The sequence below is a fragment of the Hydrogenivirga caldilitoris genome (genome assembly GCF_003664005.1).
In the GTDB taxonomy this organism is placed as follows: domain Bacteria; phylum Aquificota; class Aquificia; order Aquificales; family Aquificaceae; genus Hydrogenivirga; species Hydrogenivirga caldilitoris.
Genome location: NZ_RCCJ01000001.1, coordinates 874,669 through 900,003 on the forward strand (window position 1 = coordinate 874,669; position 25,335 = coordinate 900,003).

The window sequence follows — 25,335 nt, forward strand, 5'->3', positions numbered from 1 at the left end:
GCGAGGAAATCAAAACCCTGGTTTCAACTCCACACGGATAATTAAGAACAAAATAAAAGAGCCAACGGCGGGCGGGCTTGCGAGCCGTAGTTTCAACTCCACACGGATAATTAAGAACCTCTTAAAGCGAATGTCGTCTAAGCCTTCCACTCCCGAGTTTCAACTCCACACGGATAATTAAGAACGATATAACCTTAGAAACCAAAGAAATAGCCGATGCAATTAGTTTCAACTCCACACGGATAATTAAGAACATACAGTTAGCTTGTTATTTCATAGGCTATTCATATAGTTTCAACTCCACACGGATAATTAAGAACTGCCTTGCGCCCCGTTTTCTCGCAAGCTATAAGCGGTTTCAACTCCACACGGATAATTAAGAACCAAATAATATGGCGGTTTTTTCTAAAACCGCTAATAGTTTCAACTCCACACGGATAATTAAGAACAAGAGTCTATCACTAGCAGCGAGGAAATCAAAACCCTGGTTTCAACTCCACACGGATAATTAAGAACAAAATAAAAGAGCCAACGGCGGGCGGGCTTGCGAGCCGTAGTTTCAACTCCACACGGATAATTAAGAACCTCTTAAAGCGAATGTCGTCTAAGCCTTCCACTCCCGAGTTTCAACTCCACACGGATAATTAAGAACGACATTTAGGACTTGATATATTTCTCATTACTCAGGATGTTTCAACTCCACACGGATAATTAAGAACTATAACGTTTATGATTTGTATAAGTTATATAATTCCAACTCCGTGAAAGGGTTTCAACTCCACACGGATAATTAAGAACCCTCTTTATGTTTACCTTCCCCTATCAAGGCTAAGGTGTTTCAACTCCACACGGATAATTAAGAACCGGTGGCGAACAAGCAGGTCAATTTATAAATCCGAGCGGTTTCAACTCCACACGGATAATTAAGAACCCTCAAACGGGGTGTTACAAAATTAAACTATTATCAATAACTTACGCAAAGGAGAGTGCTCTAAAATGAAGTTAATTTCCGGAAATCTTCAGTGAAGTAAATTGCTCAAAAATTTACCACCTTTAAACCTTTGAAAAACAATCACTTTAGAAACCCATCATCAAAACATCAAAACATTTAGGCATTTTGATGATTCAATTAAAACCGCACTCCCCTTACTTTTGAGAGCCTCATACTCCCTATTCACTTGTCAAGGAGCCGGAGGGCTACTTAAAGCCCTCTCCAAGATTATATTCCTTTCTATCCTGCTATGCAAGGGGTATAATTTATCTCCGTGAGGGGGTTTGAGGAGTTATACAAAGAACTTATAACTAAGGAGGGACATAAATTTCTGGGGTTTTTCAGGTCGGACGAGCTTCGCTTTCTGGAGGAACTTTTGAGTACCGACCTCGGGGTATCGGTAAGGGAGGTAAAGGGAAGACAGCCTAGAAGCGCGCGACCTTTTATAGGCTGGTTTGATGGGGAAATTCTGAACCTGTGTTTTTTAACCAGAAATAAAAGGAATTTGAGTGTAGATATAAAAAACTGCAAGAGAGTGGATAAAAAGTGTAATTGGATAAGGGTGTTCGGATATGTTCTCTTTGACCATCTTAAGAAGGGATACTTCCGATATACGTTGAAAGCCGTTAAACCTGAATACGTTTTATGTGGGAGGTGTGATGACCTTGAATTCCTGGAGAAACTGAAGGTTTTTGAGATATGAAAGAGCTTATCTTATCTTTCTTACAGGGCAGGGAAGATTTAAAGACGAGAAACTTCTTTATAAAGGAAATAAGACAGCTTGCGGTCAGGTCGGGGCTTGAGGAAATATTAAGAAGGCGTATAGGTGATGATTACGCTGAGGAGATTCTTTCGGTTCTCAGATTCAAGTTACTCAAGATGTCGGGCAGTATTGCAAAGAAGGGTTTTATAAGCACAGCTTATCTGAGAAAAGTTATCTACTCCTGCATAATAGATACTCTAAACGGTGAGTTTAGCGCCCAGATGTTAAGTATGGAGGAGCTGAATTACGAAAATCAGGAAGGTGATGTGGTAAGTTTTGAGGAAAACATTGAAGTTGAAGAGGATAAAGACCTGAAGATAAACGCCCAGGACCTGTTCGGTGCGATTATGAATATCCTTAAAGAGGAAGACATTAAAGTCATGTGCTACTACTTCTGCAAAGAACTTTACTCAGAGGAGATAGAGTTAGAGGGGCTTACAAAGACGAATCTTTACAAGAGATGGGAGAGGCTAAAGAAGAGACTTGCGCAGAAATTACCCTATGTGCCCACCAAGGAAGAGTTCCGGGAGTTTGCCGAGAGATTCCTGTCAGAGGTATGTGAAAGTAAGGGTTATATTACAGAAAGAGGAAAAGACCATGAGTGAACTACAGGAGAATCTCTACAGGGTTTACGAAAAGAGCCTCGGAAAAGATTTACTTGAGGTAAAGGAAGAGGAGAAAGTGCCGCCGGAGGAGGGACAGGTCAGGCTCTTTTTTATGACTCCCCCTGAGTTCATACTTGTCTTGAAAAAAGAAGGAGACCTCAATGTCATAGTTCCGCTTACAAGTTATATCCAACTCGCAATTACCAATATATATCCCCCGCTCATAAAGTGGAAAGGTTTCCGTTTAGTCCCCCTTCCCTTCTGGGTTTACGCAAATGAAAAGATTATTCAAAAGTACTCTGTTCCGGTTTTTAAACTCAGTAACCTTGAAAAAATCCGTGAGTATGTAAAAAGTGCACGCACTAAAGGGATAGGAAAATGGCGTGAAAAGTTCATAAAAAAAGTTGCAGAAAGGTATAAAGATTTAAATCTTTCAAGTCTTATCTACGAAGTTATGAAAGCGGAAGAGGAGAGAAAAGCTTTAGTAATTGAATTTCCTGCAGCCCTTAAGGAGAGGTTTGAGTCAAGGGAGGAGATCCTGCTCGCCGCTCAGCCTCAGAACTATCTGAAGGGAAGGGACTGGCTCGGTGTTGTAGAAAACGGGGTTCTTTTCCTTTACCTACCTGAGGAGTATTCAGGAAAGAGAATCAGAATCTCTTTAGGGGAGGAGGTAATTTATGAAGGGGAAGCTACCGCCTTAATAAAGATAGAAAATCTTCCGGAATTACCTTCTTATGGTTTCTTGGAGGAGGAGTTAAATGTTCAGGTTCTCGGAGATTGAAGAAGAGCATCTGAAGGGTCTTCTGAGCGCGGGGAAGTTAGATGAGTTTCTTGATGACCTCTTTCTTCAGTTCTGGGAGCTCAGACCTTCGGTGCAGTACGAGCTTATCAATTACATAAAATCCAGAAAGAAGTATCCGAGCCTTAAAGCCTTGCAGGAAACCTTCCGCATCACTCAGGAAGAGGCACGGGCGTTTTTAAAGAATCCATACATGGAGTTCTACGTTCCCGTCGTTGGGAAAGAAAGCAAGATGGTGAGGGGGCTTGCGGTGAAGGGGTTAAAGGAAGTAATAACCAATCAGGATCACCTGAAAAGTTCAATGGACACTATAAGGAAGTTTATCGGAGAAGGTCTTGCCCTTTTCTTTGATGATTTCTTTACCGGTGAGAGTTATATGCTCCCGGCGGCTGTCAGCCTGCTGGTTGAAAACCTCCCTTTGGATGTGGTCTTTACCGGTAAGATAGATGAAGAGGGGAACGTTTACGAGGTTAACGGTATCCCCAAAAAGAGAGAGCTTGCGGAGAGCCTTGGGCTGAGACTCATAGAACCCGGTTTTATAGATAACGTGAGAACCCTAAAGGAATGGTACGATGCGGAAAACTACGATGTTCCTCTGTTTATCACAAAGACAACGGAAAACTACGAAGGCGAGCTTAAAAACTTCTACTCAAGCCTGACGTTTTTGGATGTGGAGAAGAAGATAGAGATGTTAGAGCTTCTCAGCGGAGTGCCCAAGGAAAAGCTCGTCCTAATCACAGGTCAAATCCCGCCGGAAGAAACAGCATGGTTCAGTGTTATCCACCGCTTCTTTACCACAATAAAAGAAATAGAAAAAGCTCTGGGGGGTAATGAAACTCTACACATGGGAATTAATGGACCTACCGCTTTAGCCTTCTCGCTGGGTGTGATCTTCGGCAGTCAGAAGCCCTTTGTGTTCTATCACTTTCAGGATGATAAATACCATCCGATAAAAGTCTCTAAGGTTAGAGAGCTCAAAGAGAGGGTTAGCGAGTACAGAACTATAAACTACAGCATAGAAGGGGAGGGAAAGGAGCTTGCGGTTATTCTTGCCTCTGCCCATCACGAACCTGTGGCGAGCGTAAAGAAGTTTATGAAAGATAAAGATGCTACGCTCCTCATAGTAAGACACAGCAAATCGGGGAACATTCCCGTAGATGAGATGAAAGAGGTAGCCAAAGAGACAGCAAGCCTGATACAGGACCTGAGAGCTACGAAGGATTACACCAGATTTCATTTCTTCTTTGCCTGTCCGGTGCCAGTTGCCTTTATGCTCGGTGTGGCTTTCGGATACTACAGTTCAGGATGTGTCTATCAGCATGCAGAAACGCAGGGCTACATAAAGGTGGTAGAATTTGATAGAATCAGAAAAATAAGGGAGGAGGGAACTTGAGGTTCCTCATCAGCCTTTCCAACCTCAACCCAGAACCCGCACACATAAGGCTTGACTACAGGGGAAGGTTCATATCCCTTATGAAGAGAGTGTTCGGCACGGGAGAGTTCTCACAGGAAAAACCGAGACCTTACACCTTTGCAGTTTACTTGGGAAAGGATGCAAAGATTATAGACGGACACTTTACGGGAATAAAGAACATAAAGCTGAGGTTTTCTACCGGGGATTCGGTGGTAGGTGTTAAGTTTTACAACGGCATACTGAGATTGAAAAAGGAGGACTACATACATAACATAGGCACGGGAAGGTTCAGGATAGAGCTTATAAAGCCCGAAAAGGAAAAGCCTATCACGGGCATATTTAAAACCCTATCTCCCGTGGTTGTAGAGCGTATAGGGTTCAACGACTCAAAGAATCCGAAGGAGAGGTATACAATTCCCTCAGAACCAAACTTTGAAGAATCCCTGCTGGAGAACTTAATAAGAAGATACAGGACAATTAAAGGCAGGGAACCGAGTATTAACTCCTTCAGATTTGAGTCTGTAAAGATAAGGGAAGAAGTTATAAGGCACTACGGGGGAGTGGTCAGGGGGTTTATCGGAAGTTTCAGGATTGTGTCAGATTCGGAGGAACTCCTCCGTTTTATATATCTCTATGGACTTGGACTCAGAACCGGTCAGGGCTTCGGCTATCTGGAGGTGGAGGATGGAAAAACTAACCTTCGAGCTTGAGTTTATAACTCCCGCTTTTATAGGAGGAGCTTTTCCAAAAGAAGCAGAGTTGAAACCAGCCAGCTTTATAGGACTCTTAAGATGGTGGTGGAGAGCGTTAAGGTGTGAAGAAGATACTGAAAAACTCTACACGGAAGAAGCAAAAATCTTCGGAGGACATTTTGAGGACGGAGCTATTGCCAGTAGAGTAACACTTAGAATAATAAAAGACAATGACAATTTAAAGATAATAGAGAATAAAACCTTGAAAGATTACGCAGGACTGAATTACTTTTACGACAAGCATAAGAGAACGCTTTCCGGAAAAGATTCGGGCATTGGTTATCTTCTGTATTCCACCATGTTACCTAATAGGGAAAGGAGTTTTATAACCGAGGGTTCCAAGTTCAAGCTGATATTACTGGGAGATAGTGAAGCTATTAAACACTATGTAGCAAGTCTTTGGTGCTTGGTTTTTCTTGGCGGAATAGGGACAAGAGCAAGAAGAGGCGGGGGAAATATGAACTGTTTAAGTGTTGAACCTGAATTTAGAGAACTGAGTTTTCAACCAGAACCCCAAGACCCAGTAGGCTGGATGGAAGGAAATTTAATACAAGCCAAGAAAATAGTAAATGGGGGATTCTCAGAGAAAGAACTGGAGTATTCCAATCTGTGCCCATCTATAAAAATTGCGATAAGTAAAACATCTTTTAAGGATTACAAAGAAGCTCTCAACGAAATAGGGATATTGTTCAAGCAATACAGAGAAAAGAATAAACATCGTATATTTGATATGGGATATTTTGGGCTACCAATAAGACATTCAAATAACAAATTTTTGACTGCGGACGCAGATAAGTATTTTAGACGTTCTTCTCCATTAATCCTAAAGGTTCTAAAGATTGGAAGAAGTTATAAATGGATGGTTGTAAAACTAAACGGGAAATTTCTTCCTGATGGAACTGAGCTAACCCTTATAACTCCACCGAAAAGGAAAGGAGAAAAACCAATAATACATAAGGGAAAATCAATAAATCAAAAAGTAGCCGGTAGAATGCTGGAAGAATTCTTCGATAGTATAAGACACCAAGCCCAAATCAAGGAGGTCTCCCTATGAAACTCCTAATCTTCACTTTCTCACCCGTTCAGGGATTTATAGAAAAATCAAGGAAGCTGAGGGATTTCTTTAACTCCAGCTACATACTCTCTTACCTTACCGAGAAACTCGTTGAAGAGATGGAGAAAGATTCCCGCTTTGAGGTTATATATCCCCAGAAACCGAAAAATCAGTTTCAAAAGCTAATCGCTAACTACCCTAACAGGATAGTGGCTAAGATTAAAGGGGAGGTAGGCGAAAACCTCTGTGAAGACTTAAAGAAAAAGTTTTCAGAAATATGGAAGGATATATACACATCCGTTGCAGACAAGTATCTTAACCTTGATGACAATGTCAAAGAAACCTTTGAGATTCATAACAAATATTACTTTCAGTGTTTTTGCCACATTCAGGAGCAAGTGAACGAACAAAAGTGGTTGGAAGTGCTAAAGCTTACTTCCAATAATACGGGACAGAAGGATGATTACGGCTTTACCTACGATCTTGCGGAAAGGATGCTGGGGGCAAAAAAGACCTTCAGACCCTATTATGGAAGATATCAGAACGAGCAGGTAGATGGATGCATCCTGTGTGGTGAAAGACCGGCACTTAATTTAAAGTTGGAAAAACTTAAGGAAAATATAGGAGAAAAAAACTGGAAGTATCATCTGGACGACAGCGAAAGGTTGTGTGGAGTTTGTCTTACAAAGAGGTTTTTCCACTTATACCTGAAGGAAGAGAAAGAGAAAGAAAAAGAAAAAATAAGAGAACTCCTGCACTTTAATAGCACAAGGCACTTTGCTTGGGCTCCGCTGTTAGATTACCTAGAAAATGAAAAATACGAAAACAAGGAGTACAGCCGAGAGCTAAAAGAGGTTCTTAAAGAGATACTAAAAACCGATGAAAGCCTGAAACTGAAAAACATAGACGAGATAGATCCACAGGAGGTGGAAAGAGTCAGTAGCGAAAAATGTAGAGAAAAGGGGAAAGAAAGTCTGTGCAACGAACTAAAAGAACTGACTAAAGCAATTAAAAACCCTTACTTTGCGATACTTATGGCGGACGGGGATGAGATGGGAAAGTGGCTGGGTATAGGGCAGGAAAAAAGGGGTAAAGAGCTTACGGAAGACTTTCATAAAACTTTTTCTCTGGCTCTTACTGGGTTTGCTCAAAAGGTGGCAGAACTTGAAGATGGAATCTGGATAAAGTTCGTTTATCTCGGGGGGGATGACGTTCTGGCGGTTATGCATCCCTCAAAGGCTCTCCAGCTTGCGGAACTTTTGAATAATAACTTCAGATGCACTCTCAATGAGAAGCTTACAGATATAAAAGGAGAACCCACAATAAGCGCGGGAGTTGTTATAGCTCATGAGAAGGAAAACCTAACCTTCGTTCTTGAAAATCTCAGGCGTGCGGAAAAGAGGGCAAAGAAGGAAGGGAGGGACAGACTGTGCGTTAGCGTAATACCTCACAACGGCTCTCCGGTGGAGCTGGTTTTAAGGTGGGGTGAGGTGTATAAACTCAAAAGGCTTATAAACCACTTTAAGAGCGGGAAGCTCTCCTCAAGGGTCCCCTACTCTCTCGGAAAAGAGGTGGAAATGCTTACTGAGATGGAGTATGCGGATAATTTGAAGGAAATCGCCTTCAGCTTAATAAAGAGGGTTTTAAGAAGGCAGAGCAACCTGAAAGATAGCGAGCTGGAGGAGCTTGAAAACGATGTAAAGAGCACTCTTTGCTCCGCAGGAGATTTAAAAATCGGAATACAAACCCTTCTAAATATGTTTTACATAGCAAGATTTTTAGCCGGGCTGGAGGTATAGAGAGTGGAGAGGGAAGAGATGAAGGTATACATACTTAAACCTTACGACGTTTTAAGTTTTGGAAGTTTAAAAAACTTTTCCGCAGGAGAGGTTCGCCTCCAGAAGAGCGTTTTTCCTCCTCCAATTATTAGGTTCTTCCACATATTTGAAAGAGTTTTGGGCGTTTTCCTTTACAGAGAGAAGGGCGAAGAAAAAGAGCTCTTCCTGCCCCTGCCTGCGGACTGCCTTACAAAACGAAAGGGAGACGGAGCACAGAGGGTAAAAATCGCCCCTCCGGAAAGTCCCCCTCTGATAACCGGAGACATAGAAGCTTACGAAACTGCAAGTGGTTTTATATCGCTTATGGACTTTCTCCAGAATTACGAAAAAGGCTCCGGAGATTTTACGACCTACCCGCCGGAGGAGTTCTTTGGAACCGAGAGAAGGATAGGCATATGGCTGGAGAAATCCTTCAGAAATGTAAAGAATGTTAAGAGGGAAGGCGAAGAAGAAAAGGAGGGTCTTCTTTACTCCAGGGATTTCATAAGGCTAAAGGAAGGGGTAAGAATAGCGGTATTAGGAAAGGTGCATAAAGACGTTTCCGACAGAGAAATTTTCGGACTGGGCGGAGAGAAAAAGATGGGTCTTCTTGAGAAAACCTTAGATGCTGACACAGCTTTAGAGAAGGAAATAGAGATAGAGAAGGATACAATATACAAGTTTTACTGTCTTACCCACCTTTATGTAAAGGATGGCATACAAAGAAGTAAGACCTTAACTATAGATGGTCTGAACTTTGAAGTTGTGTGGCTCTTTAATGCAGGCGTGGAATATGTGTCCGGCTATAAAAAATCTTCTCAGGAAATATCAGGGCAAAAACCCTTTCTGGAGATGCTAAAGCCCGGTAGTGTGATAGTGCTAAAACCAAAAAGTGAAGGAAAACTTAAGAAACTGTGTCAGATTTTTACGGAAATACCCGTTAATGGTAATGTTGGAGAAAAATTTTTAAGCAGGGGATGGAATTCTGGAATTTTAACGGAGGTGAAGGGATGAGAAGAGAAACTTACCTTATCAAAGTGCTAACACCCCTCCATGTGGGAGCAGGTCAGGGACTTTCCCATATTGACCTTCCGATAGTGAGAGAGGTGCACACGGGCTTTCCCTTTGTCCCCGGAAGTGCCATAAAAGGATGCCTTAGAGAATATCAAATTAAAAAGCTTGCGGAAAAAATTAGTCCTCCAGAGCTTGATAAGGCATTACAGGAGGGTAAGAAGCCTCAGAATATAACAGAGGAAGAGTTTGAGCGTCTCGTAAAAATCTTCGGAACCGCAGGGGAAGCGGTAGAAAACGGAACAGGGGGAGCGGGTAAGGTCTTTTTCACAGACGCTAAAATACTCTTTTTCCCAGTAAAAAGTCTAAAAGGCATCTTTCAGCTGATTACCTGCCCTTATGTCATAAACAGGTATCTGGAAGACATTGGGGAAAACTTACGCTTTGATAGGAATCTGTCAGAAAGTGAAGCACTGGTGTATTCAATAAAGGATTCTTCAGTAGAGGGCAAGATACTCCTTGAGGAGTTTGTTTTTGAAGCAAAAGAATATGAAGAGTTCAAGAGAGTTATAAATTTACTCCCCTTAGAGGACTATCAGAAAAATAGGGTTGTGTGCATAAACGACAGTATCTTTTCCGATATGGTTCAAACCTACACCGAGGTACAGACCCATATAAAGATAGACCCGAAAACCGGGACGGCAAGTGGAGGTGCCCTATGGATAGAAGAATACCTGCCTGCGGAGAGCGTGCTTTACTTTAGCCTGTTCTTTGAAGAAAAAGTAGATTTTGAAGTCCATGAAGATGTTCTTCACCTCGGAGGGGACGTAACCACTGGCAAGGGTTACGTAAAAATCAGGAGGGTTGAAAATGAGAAGTAAGGTTCAGGAAATAGCGGGTTTTGCCTACAGGTGTATCAGCGAGGTGAAGGGAAAGGAGATGGAGAGTCAGTACTCCTCTTATGTGCGCAAGCTACCCTCCATGATTACCCACAACGGTATTTTGACTACTGTAACCTTTGTAAATGCAAAAGCCCGTGAAAACAAGGCATGGGCAATAATTAAGAAACACGTAGAAGATTATTTAAAAGAGATGGAAAAGGAATCTACAAACGTGGAACTTGTTAAGTTCTTTGCGGAGCTGGAACTTTCCCAGTACAGGCTCTACACTAAGAAACTCCTTTTCTTTACCCAGTGGCTTAAAAGAATAGCGGAAGGCGAATTAAAATACGAGGAGAAACAAGAATGAGCGGAAAAACTTCTGCAACCATAAAGGAATTGCTTGCCAAGGCGAAGGGTTCTAACCCTGCCCTTCTCTTTAACAAATTACTTGCTCACAAACTTTCGCACAACGGAGAAGAGATAAAGAAGGTTGAGTTTCTGAAAGAATTTACAGCACTCATCGCCGAAAACTTCTCAGAGCACTTAAACCTTTTAAAGAAGATAGTTGACTCACTTCCCTGCTCAAAAACCTTTAAAGTCAGGACAGGTTACAGGCTTGCCATAGGGCTGGGCAATCCTTCCTTAATAGAAAACGGCTTTCTCTTCCATCATACCTACGGCATTCCTTACATACCGGGGGAAACCCTTAAAGGACTTGCAAGGAGCGTTTTTCTTATTTCCGCATACGAAAGCATTAAGGACAATTTAAATTCCCTTTCTATTTCTGATTTTGAAAAAAACTTGGTCTCGGAAGGAGAGAACGATGTAAAGAAAACGCTTAACTCCCATCCTGTGAAGGTTGTGCTTGAAGGAACGCAAATAGAAAAACCTTATGATTTCTTTGTAAAGGTCTTCGGGACTCAAAGGAAGAGGGGAGAGGTTGTATTCTTTGATGCTTATCCTGAAGACTTCAATAAAAATTGCTTTGAAATAGACATAATGAACCCCCACTACCAGAAGTATTACACGGAAAAAGGGAAGGAGCCTCCCGCAGACTGGTATAATCCCGTGCCTATACATTTTCTTACTTTAAAGGAGGGGCTTGTTTTCGTGGTGTGTTTAGGTGAAGCGTCTCTTGACGAAGGACTGGAGGATAAGGAGTGGAAACTGATAGAAACGCTCTTGAAGGTAGGACTTGAGAACTTCGGAGTGGGAGCCAAGAAGAGGAAGGGTTATGGGTGGTTTGAAATACAGAGCAAATGATTTTTAGAAGCACGGGTATGAAAGGGTTTAAGTTTAATTTGCAAAATACAGTATTACCATTCTATGGAATTCTTGCAACGTTTTATATCCTGCTGATAGATAGTAGCTTAGTAAAATTGTCTCAGAATAATATATTGATTCATGTCATTCTATTTGTCGCAATTCCCTTGTTAATACTTTCAAACTTGTTCCTTTTTAAGATTTTCTACAGACCAGAATTTGACCTTAAATACCTTATACGCTCAGCTCTTGCAGGTTCTTTTCCGAGCGTTCTTACCTTCTTCTTTGTTTTATTTTTCGCAATCTTCACTTCCTGGATTGCTGACTTTCTTAAAGAAAATAATTATTACCAAGCTATTGGAACTTCTGTTTTCACATTCGGTTTAATATTTGCCTTTGCCCTTAGCATACCGCATGGAAGGCTCGGTAAAACAGGAGAAAGACAGCCCAAGAAAGTCTTGATATGTGCTCTTTCAAAACCAGGGTTAATAGGAAGAAACGCACAACAAAAAAGTGAAGATGAGGTTTTTGAAGAGATGAAAAGACTTCTTGCTAATGGAGATAAAGAAAGGATTTTAGGACTGGATCATACATGGGCTCCTTTCCTTGAGTTATATCTTTTTCACAAAGAGAAACTTGAGAAATGGTATATTTTGATTAGTAAAGAGGTTTATAAGTCAAAAGATAAGTTTATAGAAATACTCGGAGAAGAAGCAAAAGAAATCGTTCATTTTAAACCTGAATCGGAAGGAATAGATTTTAATAATTACGAGGAGATAGTAGGGGTTCTTACGGAGATACTAAAGGAGATAAAGCGTTCCGGTTATGATGACGAGGATATTTCAGTTTACATAAGCGGTGGAACTTCTGCAATTACGCTTGCCTTAACACTCTTTGCAGTAAAAGACGGAAGGCAGGTGGAATATCTAACACAAAGTGAAAACGATAAAAAGATTATATCCATAAACATTAGTTTTGAAGACCTGTATTCTTTTAGCCCAGAAGCGAGAGGTTAATTAATTTCAATTTTTTATTTCAACTCCACTACTCCACACGGATGATTAAGAACGCTCATATACGGTCTCTCGGTATCAACAACCTCAAGGGTTTCAACTCCATACGGATGATTAGGAACTAATAGAGGTATTCTAAAACTTTTAAAGGAGGTGTTAGCAAGTTTCAACTCCATACGGATGATTAAGAACATTAAAAGACGCCCAGCTTTTGTCCCCGTTCTTGATGCGTTTCAACTCCATACGGATAATTAAGAACCCGGTCAGAGAAAGATATAAAAGGACCGGCAACGTGTGTTTCAACTCCACACGGATAATTAAGAACCCGAACTTTAGCAAGACGGCAAAGCCATTTCAGGTTGTTTCAACTCCACACGGATAATTAAGAACAAAACCCTTTGATATGCTTCTTCTCTTTGTAATTCTAAGTTTCAACTCCACACGGATAATTAAGAACTAGAAGAAGAGGAGGAGGGAACCTTGAAGGAATTCGAGTTTCAACTCCACACGGATAATTAAGAACATATTACCTCGTAAATACAGGGTTTTAATAAGTGCGTTTCAACTCCACACGGATAATTAAGAACTTTCTACTAACCGAGTTTGCGGTGGCGGGTTCCTTCTGTTTCAACTCCACACGGATAATTAAGAACTATCTCTCTATCATCAGTCTTGAATATCTCATTAATGTTTCAACTCCACACGGATAATTAAGAACCTTTTATGGGTTCAGGAATGTTCTTAGCAAATTTTGAAAGTTTCAACTCCACACGGATAATTAAGAACTATTTCAAAGGCTTTAAACAGCGTGATGAGGTTCTACGTTTCAACTCCACACGGATAATTAAGAACAGAGATAGTCAAGGCAATAAAATTCCTATAATACTTGGTTTCAACTCCACACGGATAATTAAGAACACTCCTTTACTTTCCCGTATCACTTGCTAAGTTAGGTAGTTTCAACTCCACACGGATAATTAAGAACGGTCTGAATACACCCCCTATCCCAGCCTATTATAATAGGTTTCAACTCCACACGGATAATTAAGAACAAAAGACTACGACACGGTTCGGGTCATAGAAGAAGAGTTTCAACTCCACACGGATAATTAAGAACCACTCCTTCCAGTCTTCCTTTAAGTTTCTGCTGAATGCCTTGTTTCAACTCCACACGGATAATTAAGAACCCTCTATACGGTTGATATGAACTACTGGATAATCGCTAAGTTTCAACTCCACACGGATAATTAAGAACCCCCTTATCCTCAATTAACCCCTGCTCCTTGAGGTAGGTTTCAACTCCACACGGATAATTAAGAACACTTAAACTTTTTCATAGCTTCACCTCCCATTTAAGTTTCAACTCCACACGGATAATTAAGAACCACCTGCTCCCGTCTTCGCTTCTCAAGGAATATCAGTTTCAACTCCACACGGATAATTAAGAACCAGGAAAACAATTTTAGAAACCTTAACACTTCAATTCTGTTTCAACTCCACACGGATAATTAAGAACCAAGCCTAAACCTGAGCCTAAACCTGCTGTTAAAACTGGTTTCAACTCCACACGGATAATTAAGAACCCTCAAACGGGGTGTTACAAAATTAAACTATTATCAATAACTTACGCAAAGGAGAGTGCTCTAAAATGAAGTTAATTTCCGGAAATCTTCAGTGTCCGAAAGTGGTCAAAATTTTACCACCTTTAAACCTTTGAAAGCCAACCACTTCCGAAACCCTTCATCAAAACATCAAAACATTTAGGCATTTTGATGATTCAATTAAAACCGCACTCCCCTTACTTTTGAGAGCCTCATACTCCCTATTCACTTGTCAAGGAGCCGGAGGGCTATCTAAAACCCTCTCTTGCTTTTTTAATAATTATACAACTCTGTAAAGTCATATGCAACGGTACAATTTTTATATGGCTAAGAAGGCGGGTAAGAAGGAGAAAAAGTTTGTTAGAACCACCGTGTCCCTGCCGGAGAATGTGTGGAAGGAGCTCCGGATGGAGAGCATCAAGGAAAAGCTTCCTATGGGTGAGCTTATAGCAAGGAAGTTAAAGGAACTCAAGGAGCTCAAGAGAAGGAAAAGCATAATCTCTCCTGAAGATTAGATTACGTTTTTCGTAGGGTCATCGGAGTTGGTTATTATCCGGCGCTCGTAGGAAGTTCCGCTTTCAAAGACGTAAATTATTACAAAGTCCCTGTCTCTGTCCACAACGCTGAGAACCTCGTGCTCAAGCCTCTCAAGTTTTGACGGGCTTATATCCCCTTCAAACACGGATTTCTGGACGTGGTTTATGTATTTCCTTACCACCTTCCTGACCCTGTTTAGCCTGCTCTGGTCTGCTGGTTCACTGACCGCTATGTCGTAAACGAGTATGACCCTCATACTACACTCCTGTATATGAAGGGAGTGTAAACCTCATCCCCTATCAGGTGTTTCACAAGCTTGTATAACTCAATCCTTATCAGACCTCTGAAGGATATGTTCCTCTTCAGCTTCCTGTATCTCACGGTTTTTTCTAGGAGGTCGTTGAACTCGCTTACGAATATTCTCTTTCCCTCCTCGTTGAGATACACAAGTCCCGACCTGTTTTCAAAGTGCTTTTCTGTTATGGTTTTGCCTGCAAGTTTGATTATCAGAGCGTCGGAAAGCAGAGGTTTGAATACCTCGGATATGTCCAGAGACAGGGAAAACCTTTTCGTGGAGGGTTCGTGAAGGTAGCTTACCGCAGGATTAAGAGGAGTGTAGTATATCTCTCCGAGAACCTTGGCGTATACAAGGGAGTTCCCGAAGGATATGAGTGCGTTCAGAGGGTTTCGCGGGGGTCTCTTTGTCCTTGTCCCGAACTCAAAGCCCGTAAGTTCCTCAAGCCTTTCGTAGCACCTCCTTCTGAAGTCCCCTTCAACGCTCATAACTTCCTCCACACTTTTAGCCTCGGAAAGTCTATTCAGGTGTTCCTTCCCGTCTATACCGTAAACGTAAGAGAGATTCTCTATGGCTCCGTAGATGAAGGCTTTTGCCAGGTAAAGCCTCTTCTCTCCGTCTATGTAGTGCTCAGCCTGTTTTACGATAAGATACCCGGAGGGTCTTCTCTCCCTCGGATAGAAACTTCCGACGTAAAAGCCGAACCTGTCAAAGAGGTGCATGGGAGCCTCTCTCTCCGCAAGGAGCTTGAGGAGTTTTGAAGTCAGAGATACATCGGAAATCACGAAGAGCTCGTCCACGTCCTCTATCGGTATGGTTTTTCTGAGGTCCTCACTCTCAAAGAGTATGGTGTTTTCCTTTCTTGAGAGCCTGCCGTCCTTTATTAAGAAGTAAGGCTTACCCATAGCACAGCTCGTAGTAGGCACACTTTTTACAGTAGGGAGCATTTATTACAGGTGGAGGTTCGGGAAGTTCCAGCGTCTTCTCAAGCCTTGCCAGTATTTCCTCTATTTTTGCCTCGTCCTCCTTTCCGAACTCAACCCTTTTGATTTTTCTGAGCCTGGGATAGTGAAGCAGTCCGTATGAGACCCTTGCTCCCTTCAGCCTCAGATAGTAAATGTAGTACTTTATCTGAACCTCGTGGGCTTCCTCCAGGGAGCTTGAAAGTTTTATCTCGTGAACTACGAGCTCATCATCTATGGTTATAAAGTCTATGCTCACGTTCTCATCGCTGAACCCCTCCTTACCTCTGAAGGATACTTCATCAACGAACTTACCGAGGGCTACCCTGTCGGAGGAGTGTTCAAGGGCTATGCCTCTGGAAAAGAGCCAGAGCTTCCTCGGACACACAACCGCATAAGCTACCTGAGTCCCTTTAAACTTTATCTCTTTAAGCTCTTCAGATGATATTACTGTCAAGCTCTTCCTCCGGTTCAAAGCCGAACTCGGAAGAGTACTCTCCCCTCATCCAGTAAACTTCTTTAAGTCCTTTTACCGGCTCCCTCCGGGATTTTACGTGAGCAGGGACGCTGAGGATGTAGCCCGTAATCTCCGAGAATTTAAGGAGTTTTTCGGCGTGATCTCCTGCGCTTCTGTACTCTTCTATTAAAGGCTCAACCTCTTCTCTGAAAGCCTCGGGAATAACACTGACCGAGAGTATGTCCCTGAACATCTGCTGAGCCTTCTTCTTACTGAACTGTTCTTCTATATTCCAGAGGGAATCTATATAACTTTTTGCCTTTTCATACTCGTTCATATACTCCCCGTCCTGCCTTTCTACCTCTTCGTACACCTTTTCTATAATCCTCAGCTTTTCTTCCTCCGATAGTATTCCTTCGGGCAGGTACCGTTTTGTTATCTCGTGTATGCTCTTTCTGTAAACGGGTCCTATCCCTGAACAGTCCTCTGTGAATACAAACACGTTCGGCTCTTCAATCTCCTTCCTTCCCCTACGGTTTGCTCTTCCCATTCTCTGTATGAGGGAGTCAATGGTTGAGAGCTCCGTTATAAGAAAGTCAGCGTCAAGGTCCAGAGAGACCTCCGCTATCTGGGTGGTTATCCAGAGTCCTTTTTCAGAGCCTTTGAAAAACTCATCTATATGTTTCTCCTTTTCCTTCCTGTCCCTGTAGATAAACTGGGAGTGAAGGAGGTTCCCACCGCCGAGCCTTTCTCTGAGCTCTAAAGCTCTGGCTCTTGTGTTGGTGATTATGAGCACCTTACCTTCCTGAGAGAGCCTCTTTATTAGACTGAGTCCCTCTTGGCTGAGGATGGAGTCTCTGATTAGTCTGATATGGTGTCTGGGCTGGCTTGTGAGGAAGGTCCCTTGAGTAAAGTCTATACTCTCAAGGTCCTTCCTGACATAGGAGGGCAGTGTTGCGGTCATGACCATCACCCTTCCGCCTACTTCGTTTATCTTCCCTAAAGCCTTCACTATGAAACCAAGGGTGTGAGGTTCAAAGAGCTGAACTTCATCAAGAACAAGCCTCGCGTAGGAGAACATGGAGTAGTACTTCTCAAAACCTTTGGGTCTTAAGATAAAGGGCATGAGCTGGTCCGGTGTGGAGACTATCAGAGGCTTTCCGAAGTTCCTCGTCAGGTAAAGGTCTGCAACCACATAATCGGTTGTGAAGTTTCTGTCCTCCGAGTAGCTCTCCACGAGGTAGAGAAAGGCTGTGGAGTGAAGCAGACCCACGCTCTCCATTCCGAAAACTTCTTTTGCCCTTTCGTATATGGCGTTTGCAGATGTTCTTATCGGTACGGTAAAAAATCCCTTATCCTTCAAAAAGATAAAGCCCGCTTCCGTTTTACCGTACCCCGTTGAAGCGGTGATAAGGAGGTTTTTATCTACGTTCTGGCAGACAAACTCCTGAAGGTCGTTAAGCCGGCTGTTTTTGATAGTTTTCAGATAGTCCTCTACCTTTACCTCATTCCCCTCAAGCCTTGAGGTCTCAACCGAATCCGCAAAGTGGGAACTGCTCGCGTGGTCTATGCGCAGGAGAAAACCCTTAAGAAGGGTGTAGAAGGTTTTAAGATTCCTCCCCTCCCTCTCCTCAAGCCTGTTGATAAGGTCCGATTCTCCCACTTTCAGCACCTTCAGGTGTGTCCGGCTCATCTCCTTTCCGAACTCATCCTTGAGGATATTTTTGACCTTTTCCACCACCTCATCGGAGGGTTCGTAATCGTGGTGATGGACTATGGCAAGGGTTACGAGGGTTTTCAGAGGTTCAGGCAGTTCCTCGGGTAAAAAGGCGGGGGAGATGAGGTTATGTCTTACCTCTGCTTCGTTCTTTACTTTCTTAAATTCGGGATTGCCTACCTTCTTTTGAAATCCCTTATAAACCTTACCGTAGTCATGATATTCGCAGGCAAGCCTGAGCGCTTCCCAGAACTCCTCAGCGTGTGGACCAAGGAGATGCCTTATTTTGTCTCCGAAGAGTTCTTTTAGGACCCTGAGGTTCTCCAGCAGTTTATCCGTATGCTCCCTTATAGTGGTTCCATCCGACTTTGCCCAGAGCTTGGAGAGAAGCTCTTTTATATTCATTCTGATTCTTTCACTTCTGACAGCTCTCTATCCTTTCCGTTGAGTCCTATAAGGAAAGCGTAGGCTATACGGTTGAAGCCCCCGTCTTTAAGAGCCTCCACAAACACGTAGGGGATTTCCCTCTCCACTTCCAGATAAGCCCTTATAAGGTTCTGCTCAAAGGCGTCGGTGTCCCTCCTTCTCACCGCTTCGAGGATTCGGTAAGATATGGACTCTATCTTCTTCCTTGCCTTATCATTTCCAAGCTCGTCAAAGTAGGCTTTTCTCAGGCTGAGTCCCTCTCCGTAAGCCCAGTTTACCTGCCTGCTTATCTTTTCCTTATCCTCCATGTTCAGCACCTCCTGAAATTTAATAAAGAAGGTCAAATTTTTAGGTAAGTAGTCCAGACCTTTGCCCTTTCTTATAAGCATAGATTTCCTTCCGCTAAGGTTTTTATAACGCTCGCTGTAAAAGAAACCTGACAGTATGCTAAAGAGAAATTCGTAAAGGCTTCTGCCAGAATAGACGTACTCTATGAACGAATCAAAGATGTCGTCAAAAAGCGGAGGGTATTCGTTTATCATCTCCTTTATAGCCCTTGCCAGCTTTGCAGAGATGTTTAGGGTGTAAATGTTCGCCTGAGCATCCCCCACCTTTTCTATCTCCACTATGTAGATGTTTTCTAAAATCCACTCAGCCTTTCTTCCTTCAACCATCTTGGAGGCTTCAACTATCGTCCTGCTTATTACTGACTTTGTTCCTTCCTGTGCTAATATATTGTTGAGGTTGTAGGCGGTTCCGAGATCCGGTGCGTATACGAAAAGGTAAGTTCTTCTCGGAGTTCTTGTAAAACCGAAGGCGGAGAAGTAAAGGAATATCTCGCACTCCGGGCACAGGTACATGTTGCTCCTTCCGTTCCAAAATAAGTTTTCAAGGGTTTCTGGACTTGCTCCCAGAGGTGTGAAGTTCGTGGCATCAAAGGTCTTAACCTTATCCTTTTTTATATAAGCCTTCCTTTCCTGGCAGAAGAAGCAGAGTTTATTACTTCTCTTGCTTTTAAGGAGTTCGTCTAGCTGTTCCCTGACAAAGTCTCTCACTACTGTCTTGGTAAAGTCGTATAGTCTCCTGCTATCCTTCTCTTTTTCATAAAACTCCTCAAACCTCTTATTCGCCCTTTTAGTAGATGATGGATTTGTTAACGGGCTGTTAGAGTAGAAGTCTCCTATTTTCTGAAGAACTATGTTGTTGTATACGTTTATTTTTCCTTTCTCAAGCATGTTTTCCAGATTTTCAAGGGTAAAATCGGCAAGTATATATTCCGTATAGTGCTCAGCTATACCCTGGAAGGTATCCTCAGGAATCTCAATTACATTTCCGTTCACGAAAGGCTTCCAGTTAACTCCTATCTTTTCAAGAACTCTCAAAAGACCTACACCAGCTGAGGCGGTCAGCCAGTTATCAGCGTAAAACCTCACACCCATACAGTATCCCCCTCTTCATCTGATAAGAGCTTCCCCTCAAGAAGCGTTCCCTTAGGAAAGTAATACACCGTCTCCCAGTTCCACATGCGCTCGTTGTTTTCAATCCGGTAAAAGGAAGGTATTCGGAAAACTATCCCTTCTCCATAAAGTGCTTTCCTCAGTCTATCGGGGACATAGGCTGAATATTTCAGCTCACTTTCCAGAAACCGCTCTTCAAGCTTCAGTATTCTCGGATTTTTCACCAGAACAGGATATTCACCACCACCAAAGGAAAGAAACACGGAAGGCTTCTCAAGAGCTTCTTTAAAGGTCTTTAAGAGTTGCTCTTCTCCCAATATATGGACTATACTGCGGAGTCGGAAGAGTCGAGGGACTTCAAGGGGCAGGGTCTCAAATTTCTTATCTTTCTTGTTATACTTCCTGAACCTTATGTAGTCTCTGAAGAGAGTTTCGTAATCGCCCTGAACCGAGATGGAAAACTTTTCTCCTCCGTACTTTCTCCCGAGGGCTGTATAAAGAAGCCCGATTATGGTGGAGTAGGTTGGGAGCGGGTAGGTCTCTATACCTTTGAGAGAGAAGGGAGTCTTAAAGGTGGCAGAGGGAGAAAAAACTTCAAACTTGAGACACTCCATAGTATTCCCTCACCTGCTTTTTTAGCTCTTCAAAGGCTTCCTTTATGGTTTTCACGCTGAAAGCGTTTCTCAGCTCGCTTTCGTTTATAAAAGTTCCCGAAAGCACTCCCACAACCACCTTATTCTGCTCCGGCACAAGCTCCGCGCACTCCCTGAGCCTTGCAACGTTGAGCCTGAGCTTTCCCTTCTCTTCCTGTGCCTCGACTCCTTCCATGAAGAAGGGATGCTTTGAGGAAAATACCCCTCCTACCACAAACACAGGAGAGAGGCTCTCCCACCTTCCCTTTATCTGCCTGCTGAGAGTCATCACGATGTCCAGGAGGTCCAAAACTCTCTTTGCCTTTTCCTCTTTGCTCAAAACATCTTCATAAGAGCCATCCTCCTTTTCCCATCCTCCAGCTCTATTAAGGTCCACTGCGAGTGTGTAGATATAGTGAGATTGATGCTCTTCGCTGTTTGCTATAGCCTGTTCTGGCTTGTCCTCCACGTGTTTTATGTATCTGTTATAGGCGTCTATATTGTTCAGGAAGTTTAAGTCTCCTGAAAACTCGGACACAGAGAAGGCATAGGTAACTTTAACAGGACAGGTTCTTTTGACACTGTCTCCGTAACTGAGTTTTACCTTCTTATCTGTTTTCAGGTTCGTAAACAATCCTCCGAAAAGGTCAAATTCGTGGTAGTCTTTGACCAGAGCTTTTCCAAAGGCATCCACATCAAGCTCTGAGCCTTTAAGATTCCCCTCTATGTATTCCTTTAGCTTCTCATCCAGCAGTTTCCAGCCTTTTTCTTCCTTTCCCTTTCTTCTTATCTCGTACTTCAGGGCTTTGTCGGAGACAAAGGTTAACTGAGAGCCATCCCCGCGTGAGAGCTTCTTAAGAACCGACACATTTCCTATGGTCTCTCCGTAATTTAAGCTTGACGCCTTTGAAGTTATCACAGTAATGGTTAGTCCTCCCATTTTGTTACCTCCTAACTTTCCTTAGTGTTTATATTAACTTCCACTTTCTGGAATTTCTGACACTTTTTCCCTCACCTTCTCAGCTAATAGAATGGTAATTCTACATACATTCTGGGTCTCGTTGAAGTTAGCTTCGCTTGCGGTTGTGAGCTGGCAGTCAAAACAAAGTGGTCTGAAGACTGGACCTCAGGAGAGGAGATAGAGGAACAGGAAATTGAAGAATTTTCTCCCTGCGAAAAACACGAGGGCATAGAATTAAGCGACAAGGCTCTTACACAGGTAGATGAATCAAAAACTCTGGAAGTGTTGGACAACCTTCCCGAGAGCTATTTCCCCGAGACAACAGACAAGCCACTAATTGCACCCTTTTATAAAGAGGCAAGGGAGTTCTTCTTTTCTTGCCTTCCTCCTTTTTACCGCAAGATCTATGAAAGCAAAAAAGAGCTCATTTATGAACTGGTTGACTATCGGAGCGACCTGTTTTCCTATAAAGACATAAGGATGCTTTTCCACAAAGACATTATGAGGAGGCTGGTTGTCCTGCTACATATATTAGGTTGCCTCGGAATGGAGGAAAAGATGCGGGATATAAGATCGAAAGCGATTGAGTACTCGGGAGTCCGCGACATATACCATTACATGGATATGGACATAGAGTGCGTGCTTGAACAACTTGTAAGTTCCGGGATGGATATTCCCGATGTCCCCAAGATGGAAGAAACGTATTTCCTGGACGAATTCGCCAGCACACCCATAGGAGAAAGAATCCTTGCAAGATATATGCTTATGGAAGATCAGGTGGTGCCTTCAGAGGTTGTTGTCGTAGACGTAAGTAACGATCGCCTTGCTTTTATGGGAGAAAAACGGGGGATGAAAGCCTCCAAAGTAGCCAGGATGATAAAGTCCGGAGAAGGAAAGGTAAAGGTGTTCAACTCTACCAGAAAAGTTGATTATGTCACAATTAGTGGCAAGTACCTTGTCTTCTTATTGGTCACTAGCGCCCTGGGAGTTGCCGTTCCCTTATACACGGATGACGATGACATTAACTTTGTAACATCTGTATAAAAGGCTCAGACAAAAGATGAAATCCAGAACAGGAGGTATTGCTATGAAAGTCACCCTGGACAAAATAGCATCCCAGCCGAGCGACTATAAGATCTGCAAAGAGTGCGGGTACATCAACTTCTATGAAAATGAAGTATGCGTGATGTGCCAGGGAGATGAGTTTGACGAATCAGAGGAAAGCGTAATAAGGTGGGTGGATAACGAATACCAGTACCGGATAGAAACCGAAGGCTATACGGAAAGAGAAGCGGACAATGTTGTCGTGGAGGTCTGACGGAGAAGAGAGGTTAACCATCACAACGGGAGACCAGGAACTTGAGCGGTCTCCCGAAGTTCCGTCCCTTACAAAAGGAGGCTTAATATGAGACTCCTTGCTCTATTGCTTCTGGGAGCCCTTCTGCTTACTTCCTGTAAGGCTCCGGACTCTGCAAAGGTAAAAAGAAGGTCAAAAGCAAGGGTTACGGTACAACTGGTCAGGGGAGCAATAAAGCTATACCGTTACTATTCCGTCCGAAAGAAAGCTCAGACAGGAGCCATACCTTTTTCTCCTGTTGTCCTGAGTAACGGAAAGGGACTTGAGATCAGGGAGCAGTATTGCGAGGCTTCTTTCAAGGGTTCAGGCATATAGCGAAGAGGTGAGAGGAAATGAGAATCCACATCTTTACTAAAGAAAGGCTCGGTGCAGATCAACACTTTTTTGAGCTCCTGAAAAGGCACGGAGTCAAGCTCAGCCTCTCATTCTATGAAGAAAATGAAAACGGGAGAGAAGAGGACTATAAGGTTCTTCTAAACGGTGAGCGTGTCGGGTACCTGCACTGTGTAGATGATGCTGTCAACGGAGAGAGCCACGCTCACCTTGTGGTAAATACATATGACATTGAGCTATCTCCTGAAGACCTCTTAGAGCTCATCGAAAACCCTGACATCTCCAGAGCAGTCATAGAAGTAGATTGGCACGAGAGGAGCACAGACAAGGATATAGAGATAATCTTCAAGGTACTGGAGGAGCTAAGTAAAGACATAAGGAAGGAGGATATGGTCATCGAGGAGCTTGATCCCGTAGAAGCAGATGTGGACGATCTCTCCTATGAGATAAGGATACGGGAAGACAGGGTGATAAGAATACCCGTCTTCTACATCGGAAAGGGTCAACTTATCCGCATCAAAAAGGGAGACCTCACTCCCTCTTCTTAATGTCCCATAAATGTCCCATTTCTATGCCCTCTTCTCCTTCTCTCCTCCCTCCTCTCCCTATCAGACTATGAAGGAGACCCAGAGAAATTTTTTTACAGACCACAAGCAAACCCTTGTCCTTCAATAACTTCCCGAGGGGTCAAATATATAGTGCTATATATTTTCTATATTCCTTGAGCCACAAGGACTGGAGAGGCTACCTTTTGCTATATACCTCAAACCGTTGCCTATCAAGGCTTAGTCAAATGTCCCATAAATGTCCCATAAATGGGACATAAATGGTCCATAAATGTCCCATTTCTATTTCACCTCCGGAGGTGCTGTCTGGGGGCAAAAAAGAAATGTCCCATAAATGGTCCAAAAATGGTCCATAAATAGGACATTTCCTTGGAAGGGAGGAATGAGCCGGAAGGTTTGGCGGGCAAGATGCTATTTGCTGTATTGCTCCCGATCGCACACGGGGACTTCTATGACGAGATCAGGATTGGGTAACCTGATAAGTGCTTCGTCGGGATAGTGGATGCGGTTGTGGACAACCTCTCCGTTTTTAAAGGCTATTATCCTCACCGGGAACCTGACGCCTTTCATAGTGAACCGGGGAGAAGGGTCAGGAAAGATCAGGTACTTCGGAGCCTGCTCGCACCTTTCATAAGCTTTCATACCTATCCTTTTTTCTTTACCTTCAAGAACCTTAATATTCGTCTCGTCTGAGCAGGAGACGAGCAGTAAGGCAAGGACGATGGCTTTCTTCATACTTAGTCCCCAATTATTGTTTTACAAGAAACCTCTATTAGAATCTATACTTATGGAGAGGTTTCTTTTTGAGGGTTTGAGGAGAAAAGGAGAGTCTGTTCACTCTGAGGATCTCCTGGTTCTCGTTAAGCGTGCAAGGACTCTGGAGTTCGGAGCTTTCGGAGTAGACATCTTTGACAGGAGAGGGAGATACCTTGACACATTCATTCCTCAAGATACTTGCCCTTTCTGGTATGAGGAGCTTGCAGAAGAATTCGTGAGGAAATACAGGGACTGCTACTTTTCATTCTCGTTCGTTCCCGTGAAGGATTATGAGGATCTTATACAAGCAACTGCCGAAGAGTGGGAAGAATAATAGGGACTACATTCTGCATAAGTCATTCTTCTATCAATCTTATTGATGTGCTTAATTATACTCCACGGTGTTACACCGGCAAGTATAATACCCGGTTCTCTTAGAGGTTATAGCGTAAAAGGAGCCTCTATGGACTTGTCACTAAACCTTCCCGTGAAATGTTCCGTTTTCATCAGTCAACGCTCCTTCTTCTGGTTTTGGGCTTTCTTTTTGAGGTAGGCTTCAGCCGCCTCTTTCAACTCCTCTTTTATCTTCTCAGCGTCCTTGGCTTCTACCCACTCTCCTCTTTCAAGCTCTTCCTCTATCTGCCTCTCAAAGTCGTCAAGTTTTATCTTGTCTATGTCCATAACAGGTAATTTAGGCGAGGAAGTTGGTAAAGGTAAGTGGGATTTCCGCAGGCTTACCGCTAAACCTTTCCGTGAAATGTTCTATCTCTATGCCTACCACTTTTCCCTTTTCATCGTAGTCAAAAACAACACCTTCCATAACCTCTGCCGACTCTACGCTCGGCACGTTAATAAGCTCTATGTAGAGCGTGTCAGTGTCAGGAAAATACCACACCTTCATTTATAATTGTTAAA

General features: G+C 42.9%; 28 protein-coding genes and 2 CRISPR repeat arrays (1 of these 30 only partly in view). Of the genes, 18 read left to right on the forward strand and 10 right to left on the reverse strand.

Annotated elements, in window-relative coordinates; translation table 11 throughout:
* Nucleotides 1–931: direct repeats of the CRISPR family, unit length 29 nt; unit sequence GTTTCAACTCCACACGGATAATTAAGAAC; it begins 445 nt to the left of the window's first position.
* 334 nt (nucleotides 932–1,265) lie between these two features.
* From BCF55_RS09780 to BCF55_RS04835, 13 genes are all read left to right on the forward strand, one after another.
* Complete coding sequence (locus BCF55_RS09780) at nucleotides 1,266–1,694, forward strand: hypothetical protein (RefSeq protein ID WP_245960401.1); 429 nt, start codon at nucleotides 1,266–1,268, stop codon at nucleotides 1,692–1,694.
* Entirely contained in the window at nucleotides 1,691–2,359 is a 669-nt protein-coding gene (locus BCF55_RS04780) for a hypothetical protein (RefSeq protein WP_121010754.1), read from the forward strand. Before BCF55_RS09780 ends, BCF55_RS04780 begins: the two co-directional genes overlap by 4 nt.
* On the forward strand, nucleotides 2,352–3,140 hold the full coding sequence (locus BCF55_RS09785) for a hypothetical protein (RefSeq protein ID WP_245960402.1): 789 nt from the start codon (nucleotides 2,352–2,354) through the stop codon (nucleotides 3,138–3,140). Before BCF55_RS04780 ends, BCF55_RS09785 begins: the two co-directional genes overlap by 8 nt.
* Nucleotides 3,118–4,551, forward strand: a complete 1,434-nt coding sequence (locus BCF55_RS04790) for an SAVED domain-containing protein (protein WP_121010757.1) — start codon at nucleotides 3,118–3,120, stop codon at nucleotides 4,549–4,551. The genes BCF55_RS09785 and BCF55_RS04790 overlap by 23 nt, the downstream gene beginning before the upstream one ends.
* Nucleotides 4,548–5,282 carry a CRISPR-associated endoribonuclease Cas6 gene (gene cas6, locus BCF55_RS04795; protein WP_121010760.1) on the forward strand — a complete coding sequence of 245 codons (735 nt, stop codon included), beginning with the start codon at nucleotides 4,548–4,550 and terminating at the stop codon, nucleotides 5,280–5,282. The genes BCF55_RS04790 and cas6 overlap by 4 nt, the downstream gene beginning before the upstream one ends.
* Entirely contained in the window at nucleotides 5,257–6,378 is a 1,122-nt protein-coding gene (gene cmr1, locus BCF55_RS04800; protein WP_170144748.1) for a type III-B CRISPR module RAMP protein Cmr1, read from the forward strand. Before cas6 ends, cmr1 begins: the two co-directional genes overlap by 26 nt.
* Complete coding sequence (cas10, locus tag BCF55_RS04805; RefSeq protein WP_121010766.1) at nucleotides 6,375–8,177, forward strand: type III-B CRISPR-associated protein Cas10/Cmr2; 1,803 nt, start codon at nucleotides 6,375–6,377, stop codon at nucleotides 8,175–8,177. Before cmr1 ends, cas10 begins: the two co-directional genes overlap by 4 nt.
* Nucleotides 8,178–8,180: 3 nt before the next feature.
* Nucleotides 8,181–9,209, forward strand: a complete 1,029-nt coding sequence (cmr3, locus tag BCF55_RS04810; protein WP_170144749.1) for a type III-B CRISPR module-associated protein Cmr3 — start codon at nucleotides 8,181–8,183, stop codon at nucleotides 9,207–9,209.
* Nucleotides 9,206–10,087: a type III-B CRISPR module RAMP protein Cmr4 gene (gene cmr4, locus BCF55_RS04815; protein ID WP_121010769.1), complete on the forward strand. Its 882-nt coding sequence runs from the start codon at nucleotides 9,206–9,208 to the stop codon at nucleotides 10,085–10,087. The genes cmr3 and cmr4 overlap by 4 nt, the downstream gene beginning before the upstream one ends.
* Nucleotides 10,077–10,454: a type III-B CRISPR module-associated protein Cmr5 gene (cmr5, locus tag BCF55_RS04820; RefSeq protein ID WP_121010772.1), complete on the forward strand. Its 378-nt coding sequence runs from the start codon at nucleotides 10,077–10,079 to the stop codon at nucleotides 10,452–10,454. Before cmr4 ends, cmr5 begins: the two co-directional genes overlap by 11 nt.
* A complete protein-coding gene (cmr6, locus tag BCF55_RS04825) occupies nucleotides 10,451–11,350 on the forward strand; it encodes a type III-B CRISPR module RAMP protein Cmr6 (protein WP_121010775.1) in 900 nt (299 codons plus the stop codon). Before cmr5 ends, cmr6 begins: the two co-directional genes overlap by 4 nt.
* Before the next feature lie 17 nt (nucleotides 11,351–11,367).
* The gene (locus BCF55_RS04830; protein ID WP_147425004.1) at nucleotides 11,368–12,366 is read left to right on the forward strand and encodes a hypothetical protein; all 999 of its coding nucleotides are present in this window, start codon (nucleotides 11,368–11,370) and stop codon (nucleotides 12,364–12,366) included.
* 90 nt (nucleotides 12,367–12,456) lie between these two features.
* Nucleotides 12,457–13,946: direct repeats of the CRISPR family, unit length 29 nt; unit sequence GTTTCAACTCCACACGGATAATTAAGAAC.
* 341 nt (nucleotides 13,947–14,287) lie between these two features.
* Complete coding sequence (locus BCF55_RS04835) at nucleotides 14,288–14,479, forward strand: chromosome segregation protein SMC (RefSeq protein ID WP_121010782.1); 192 nt, start codon at nucleotides 14,288–14,290, stop codon at nucleotides 14,477–14,479.
* Here BCF55_RS04835 and cas2 read toward each other — a convergent pair.
* The 7 genes from cas2 to cas7i are packed head-to-tail and all read right to left on the reverse strand — an operon-like array spanning nucleotide 14,476 to nucleotide 21,387.
* On the reverse strand, nucleotides 14,476–14,757 hold the full coding sequence (gene cas2 / locus BCF55_RS04840; protein WP_121010785.1) for a CRISPR-associated endonuclease Cas2: 282 nt from the start codon (nucleotides 14,755–14,757) through the stop codon (nucleotides 14,476–14,478). The genes BCF55_RS04835 and cas2 overlap by 4 nt on opposite strands.
* A complete protein-coding gene (gene cas1b, locus BCF55_RS04845) occupies nucleotides 14,754–15,701 on the reverse strand; it encodes a type I-B CRISPR-associated endonuclease Cas1b (protein ID WP_121010788.1) in 948 nt (315 codons plus the stop codon). The genes cas2 and cas1b overlap by 4 nt, the downstream gene beginning before the upstream one ends.
* Nucleotides 15,694–16,215 (reverse strand): CRISPR-associated protein Cas4, encoded by a 522-nt coding sequence (gene cas4 / locus BCF55_RS04850; protein ID WP_121010791.1) that lies wholly within the window; start codon nucleotides 16,213–16,215, stop codon nucleotides 15,694–15,696. The genes cas1b and cas4 overlap by 8 nt, the downstream gene beginning before the upstream one ends.
* On the reverse strand, nucleotides 16,196–18,337 hold the full coding sequence (gene cas3, locus BCF55_RS04855) for a CRISPR-associated helicase Cas3' (RefSeq protein WP_121010794.1): 2,142 nt from the start codon (nucleotides 18,335–18,337) through the stop codon (nucleotides 16,196–16,198). Before cas3 ends, cas4 begins: the two co-directional genes overlap by 20 nt.
* A complete protein-coding gene (cas8a1, locus tag BCF55_RS04860; RefSeq protein ID WP_121010797.1) occupies nucleotides 18,334–19,797 on the reverse strand; it encodes a type I-B CRISPR-associated protein Cas8b1/Cst1 in 1,464 nt (487 codons plus the stop codon). Before cas8a1 ends, cas3 begins: the two co-directional genes overlap by 4 nt.
* A complete protein-coding gene (gene cas5b, locus BCF55_RS04865) occupies nucleotides 19,788–20,429 on the reverse strand; it encodes a type I-B CRISPR-associated protein Cas5b (RefSeq protein WP_121010800.1) in 642 nt (213 codons plus the stop codon). The genes cas8a1 and cas5b overlap by 10 nt, the downstream gene beginning before the upstream one ends.
* Nucleotides 20,410–21,387, reverse strand: coding sequence for a type I-B CRISPR-associated protein Cas7/Cst2/DevR (gene cas7i / locus BCF55_RS04870; RefSeq protein ID WP_121010803.1), 978 nt, complete (start codon nucleotides 21,385–21,387; stop codon nucleotides 20,410–20,412). Before cas7i ends, cas5b begins: the two co-directional genes overlap by 20 nt.
* Before the next feature lie 306 nt (nucleotides 21,388–21,693).
* Between cas7i and BCF55_RS04875 the strand changes: the two genes are divergently transcribed.
* The 4 genes from BCF55_RS04875 to BCF55_RS04890 all read left to right on the forward strand — a co-directional run bounded on the left by BCF55_RS04875 (nucleotide 21,694) and on the right by BCF55_RS04890 (nucleotide 23,646).
* Nucleotides 21,694–22,452, forward strand: a complete 759-nt coding sequence (locus tag BCF55_RS04875) for a hypothetical protein (RefSeq protein ID WP_147425005.1) — start codon at nucleotides 21,694–21,696, stop codon at nucleotides 22,450–22,452.
* A gap of 43 nt (nucleotides 22,453–22,495) precedes the next feature.
* Complete coding sequence (locus tag BCF55_RS04880) at nucleotides 22,496–22,726, forward strand: hypothetical protein (RefSeq protein ID WP_121010808.1); 231 nt, start codon at nucleotides 22,496–22,498, stop codon at nucleotides 22,724–22,726.
* An 87-nt stretch (nucleotides 22,727–22,813) separates the two neighbouring features.
* Nucleotides 22,814–23,080: a hypothetical protein gene (locus BCF55_RS04885; RefSeq protein ID WP_121010811.1), complete on the forward strand. Its 267-nt coding sequence runs from the start codon at nucleotides 22,814–22,816 to the stop codon at nucleotides 23,078–23,080.
* Between the two features lie 17 nt (nucleotides 23,081–23,097).
* Entirely contained in the window at nucleotides 23,098–23,646 is a 549-nt protein-coding gene (locus tag BCF55_RS04890; protein WP_121010814.1) for a hypothetical protein, read from the forward strand.
* Nucleotides 23,647–24,075: 429 nt separating this feature from the next.
* On the opposite strand, the gene BCF55_RS04895 is transcribed toward BCF55_RS04890, so the two are convergent.
* Nucleotides 24,076–24,399 carry a hypothetical protein gene (locus BCF55_RS04895; RefSeq protein WP_121010818.1) on the reverse strand — a complete coding sequence of 108 codons (324 nt, stop codon included), beginning with the start codon at nucleotides 24,397–24,399 and terminating at the stop codon, nucleotides 24,076–24,078.
* A gap of 52 nt (nucleotides 24,400–24,451) precedes the next feature.
* Here BCF55_RS04895 and BCF55_RS04900 point away from each other — a divergent pair, with 52 nt between their 5' ends.
* Nucleotides 24,452–24,754, forward strand: coding sequence for a hypothetical protein (locus BCF55_RS04900; protein ID WP_147425006.1), 303 nt, complete (start codon nucleotides 24,452–24,454; stop codon nucleotides 24,752–24,754).
* Nucleotides 24,755–24,930: 176 nt separating this feature from the next.
* On the opposite strand, the gene BCF55_RS09685 is transcribed toward BCF55_RS04900, so the two are convergent.
* Nucleotides 24,931–25,101 carry a hypothetical protein gene (locus BCF55_RS09685; protein WP_170144750.1) on the reverse strand — a complete coding sequence of 57 codons (171 nt, stop codon included), beginning with the start codon at nucleotides 25,099–25,101 and terminating at the stop codon, nucleotides 24,931–24,933.
* 10 nt (nucleotides 25,102–25,111) lie between these two features.
* A complete protein-coding gene (locus tag BCF55_RS04905) occupies nucleotides 25,112–25,321 on the reverse strand; it encodes a DUF2283 domain-containing protein (protein WP_121010824.1) in 210 nt (69 codons plus the stop codon).
* Nucleotides 25,322–25,335 lie beyond the last annotated feature (14 nt).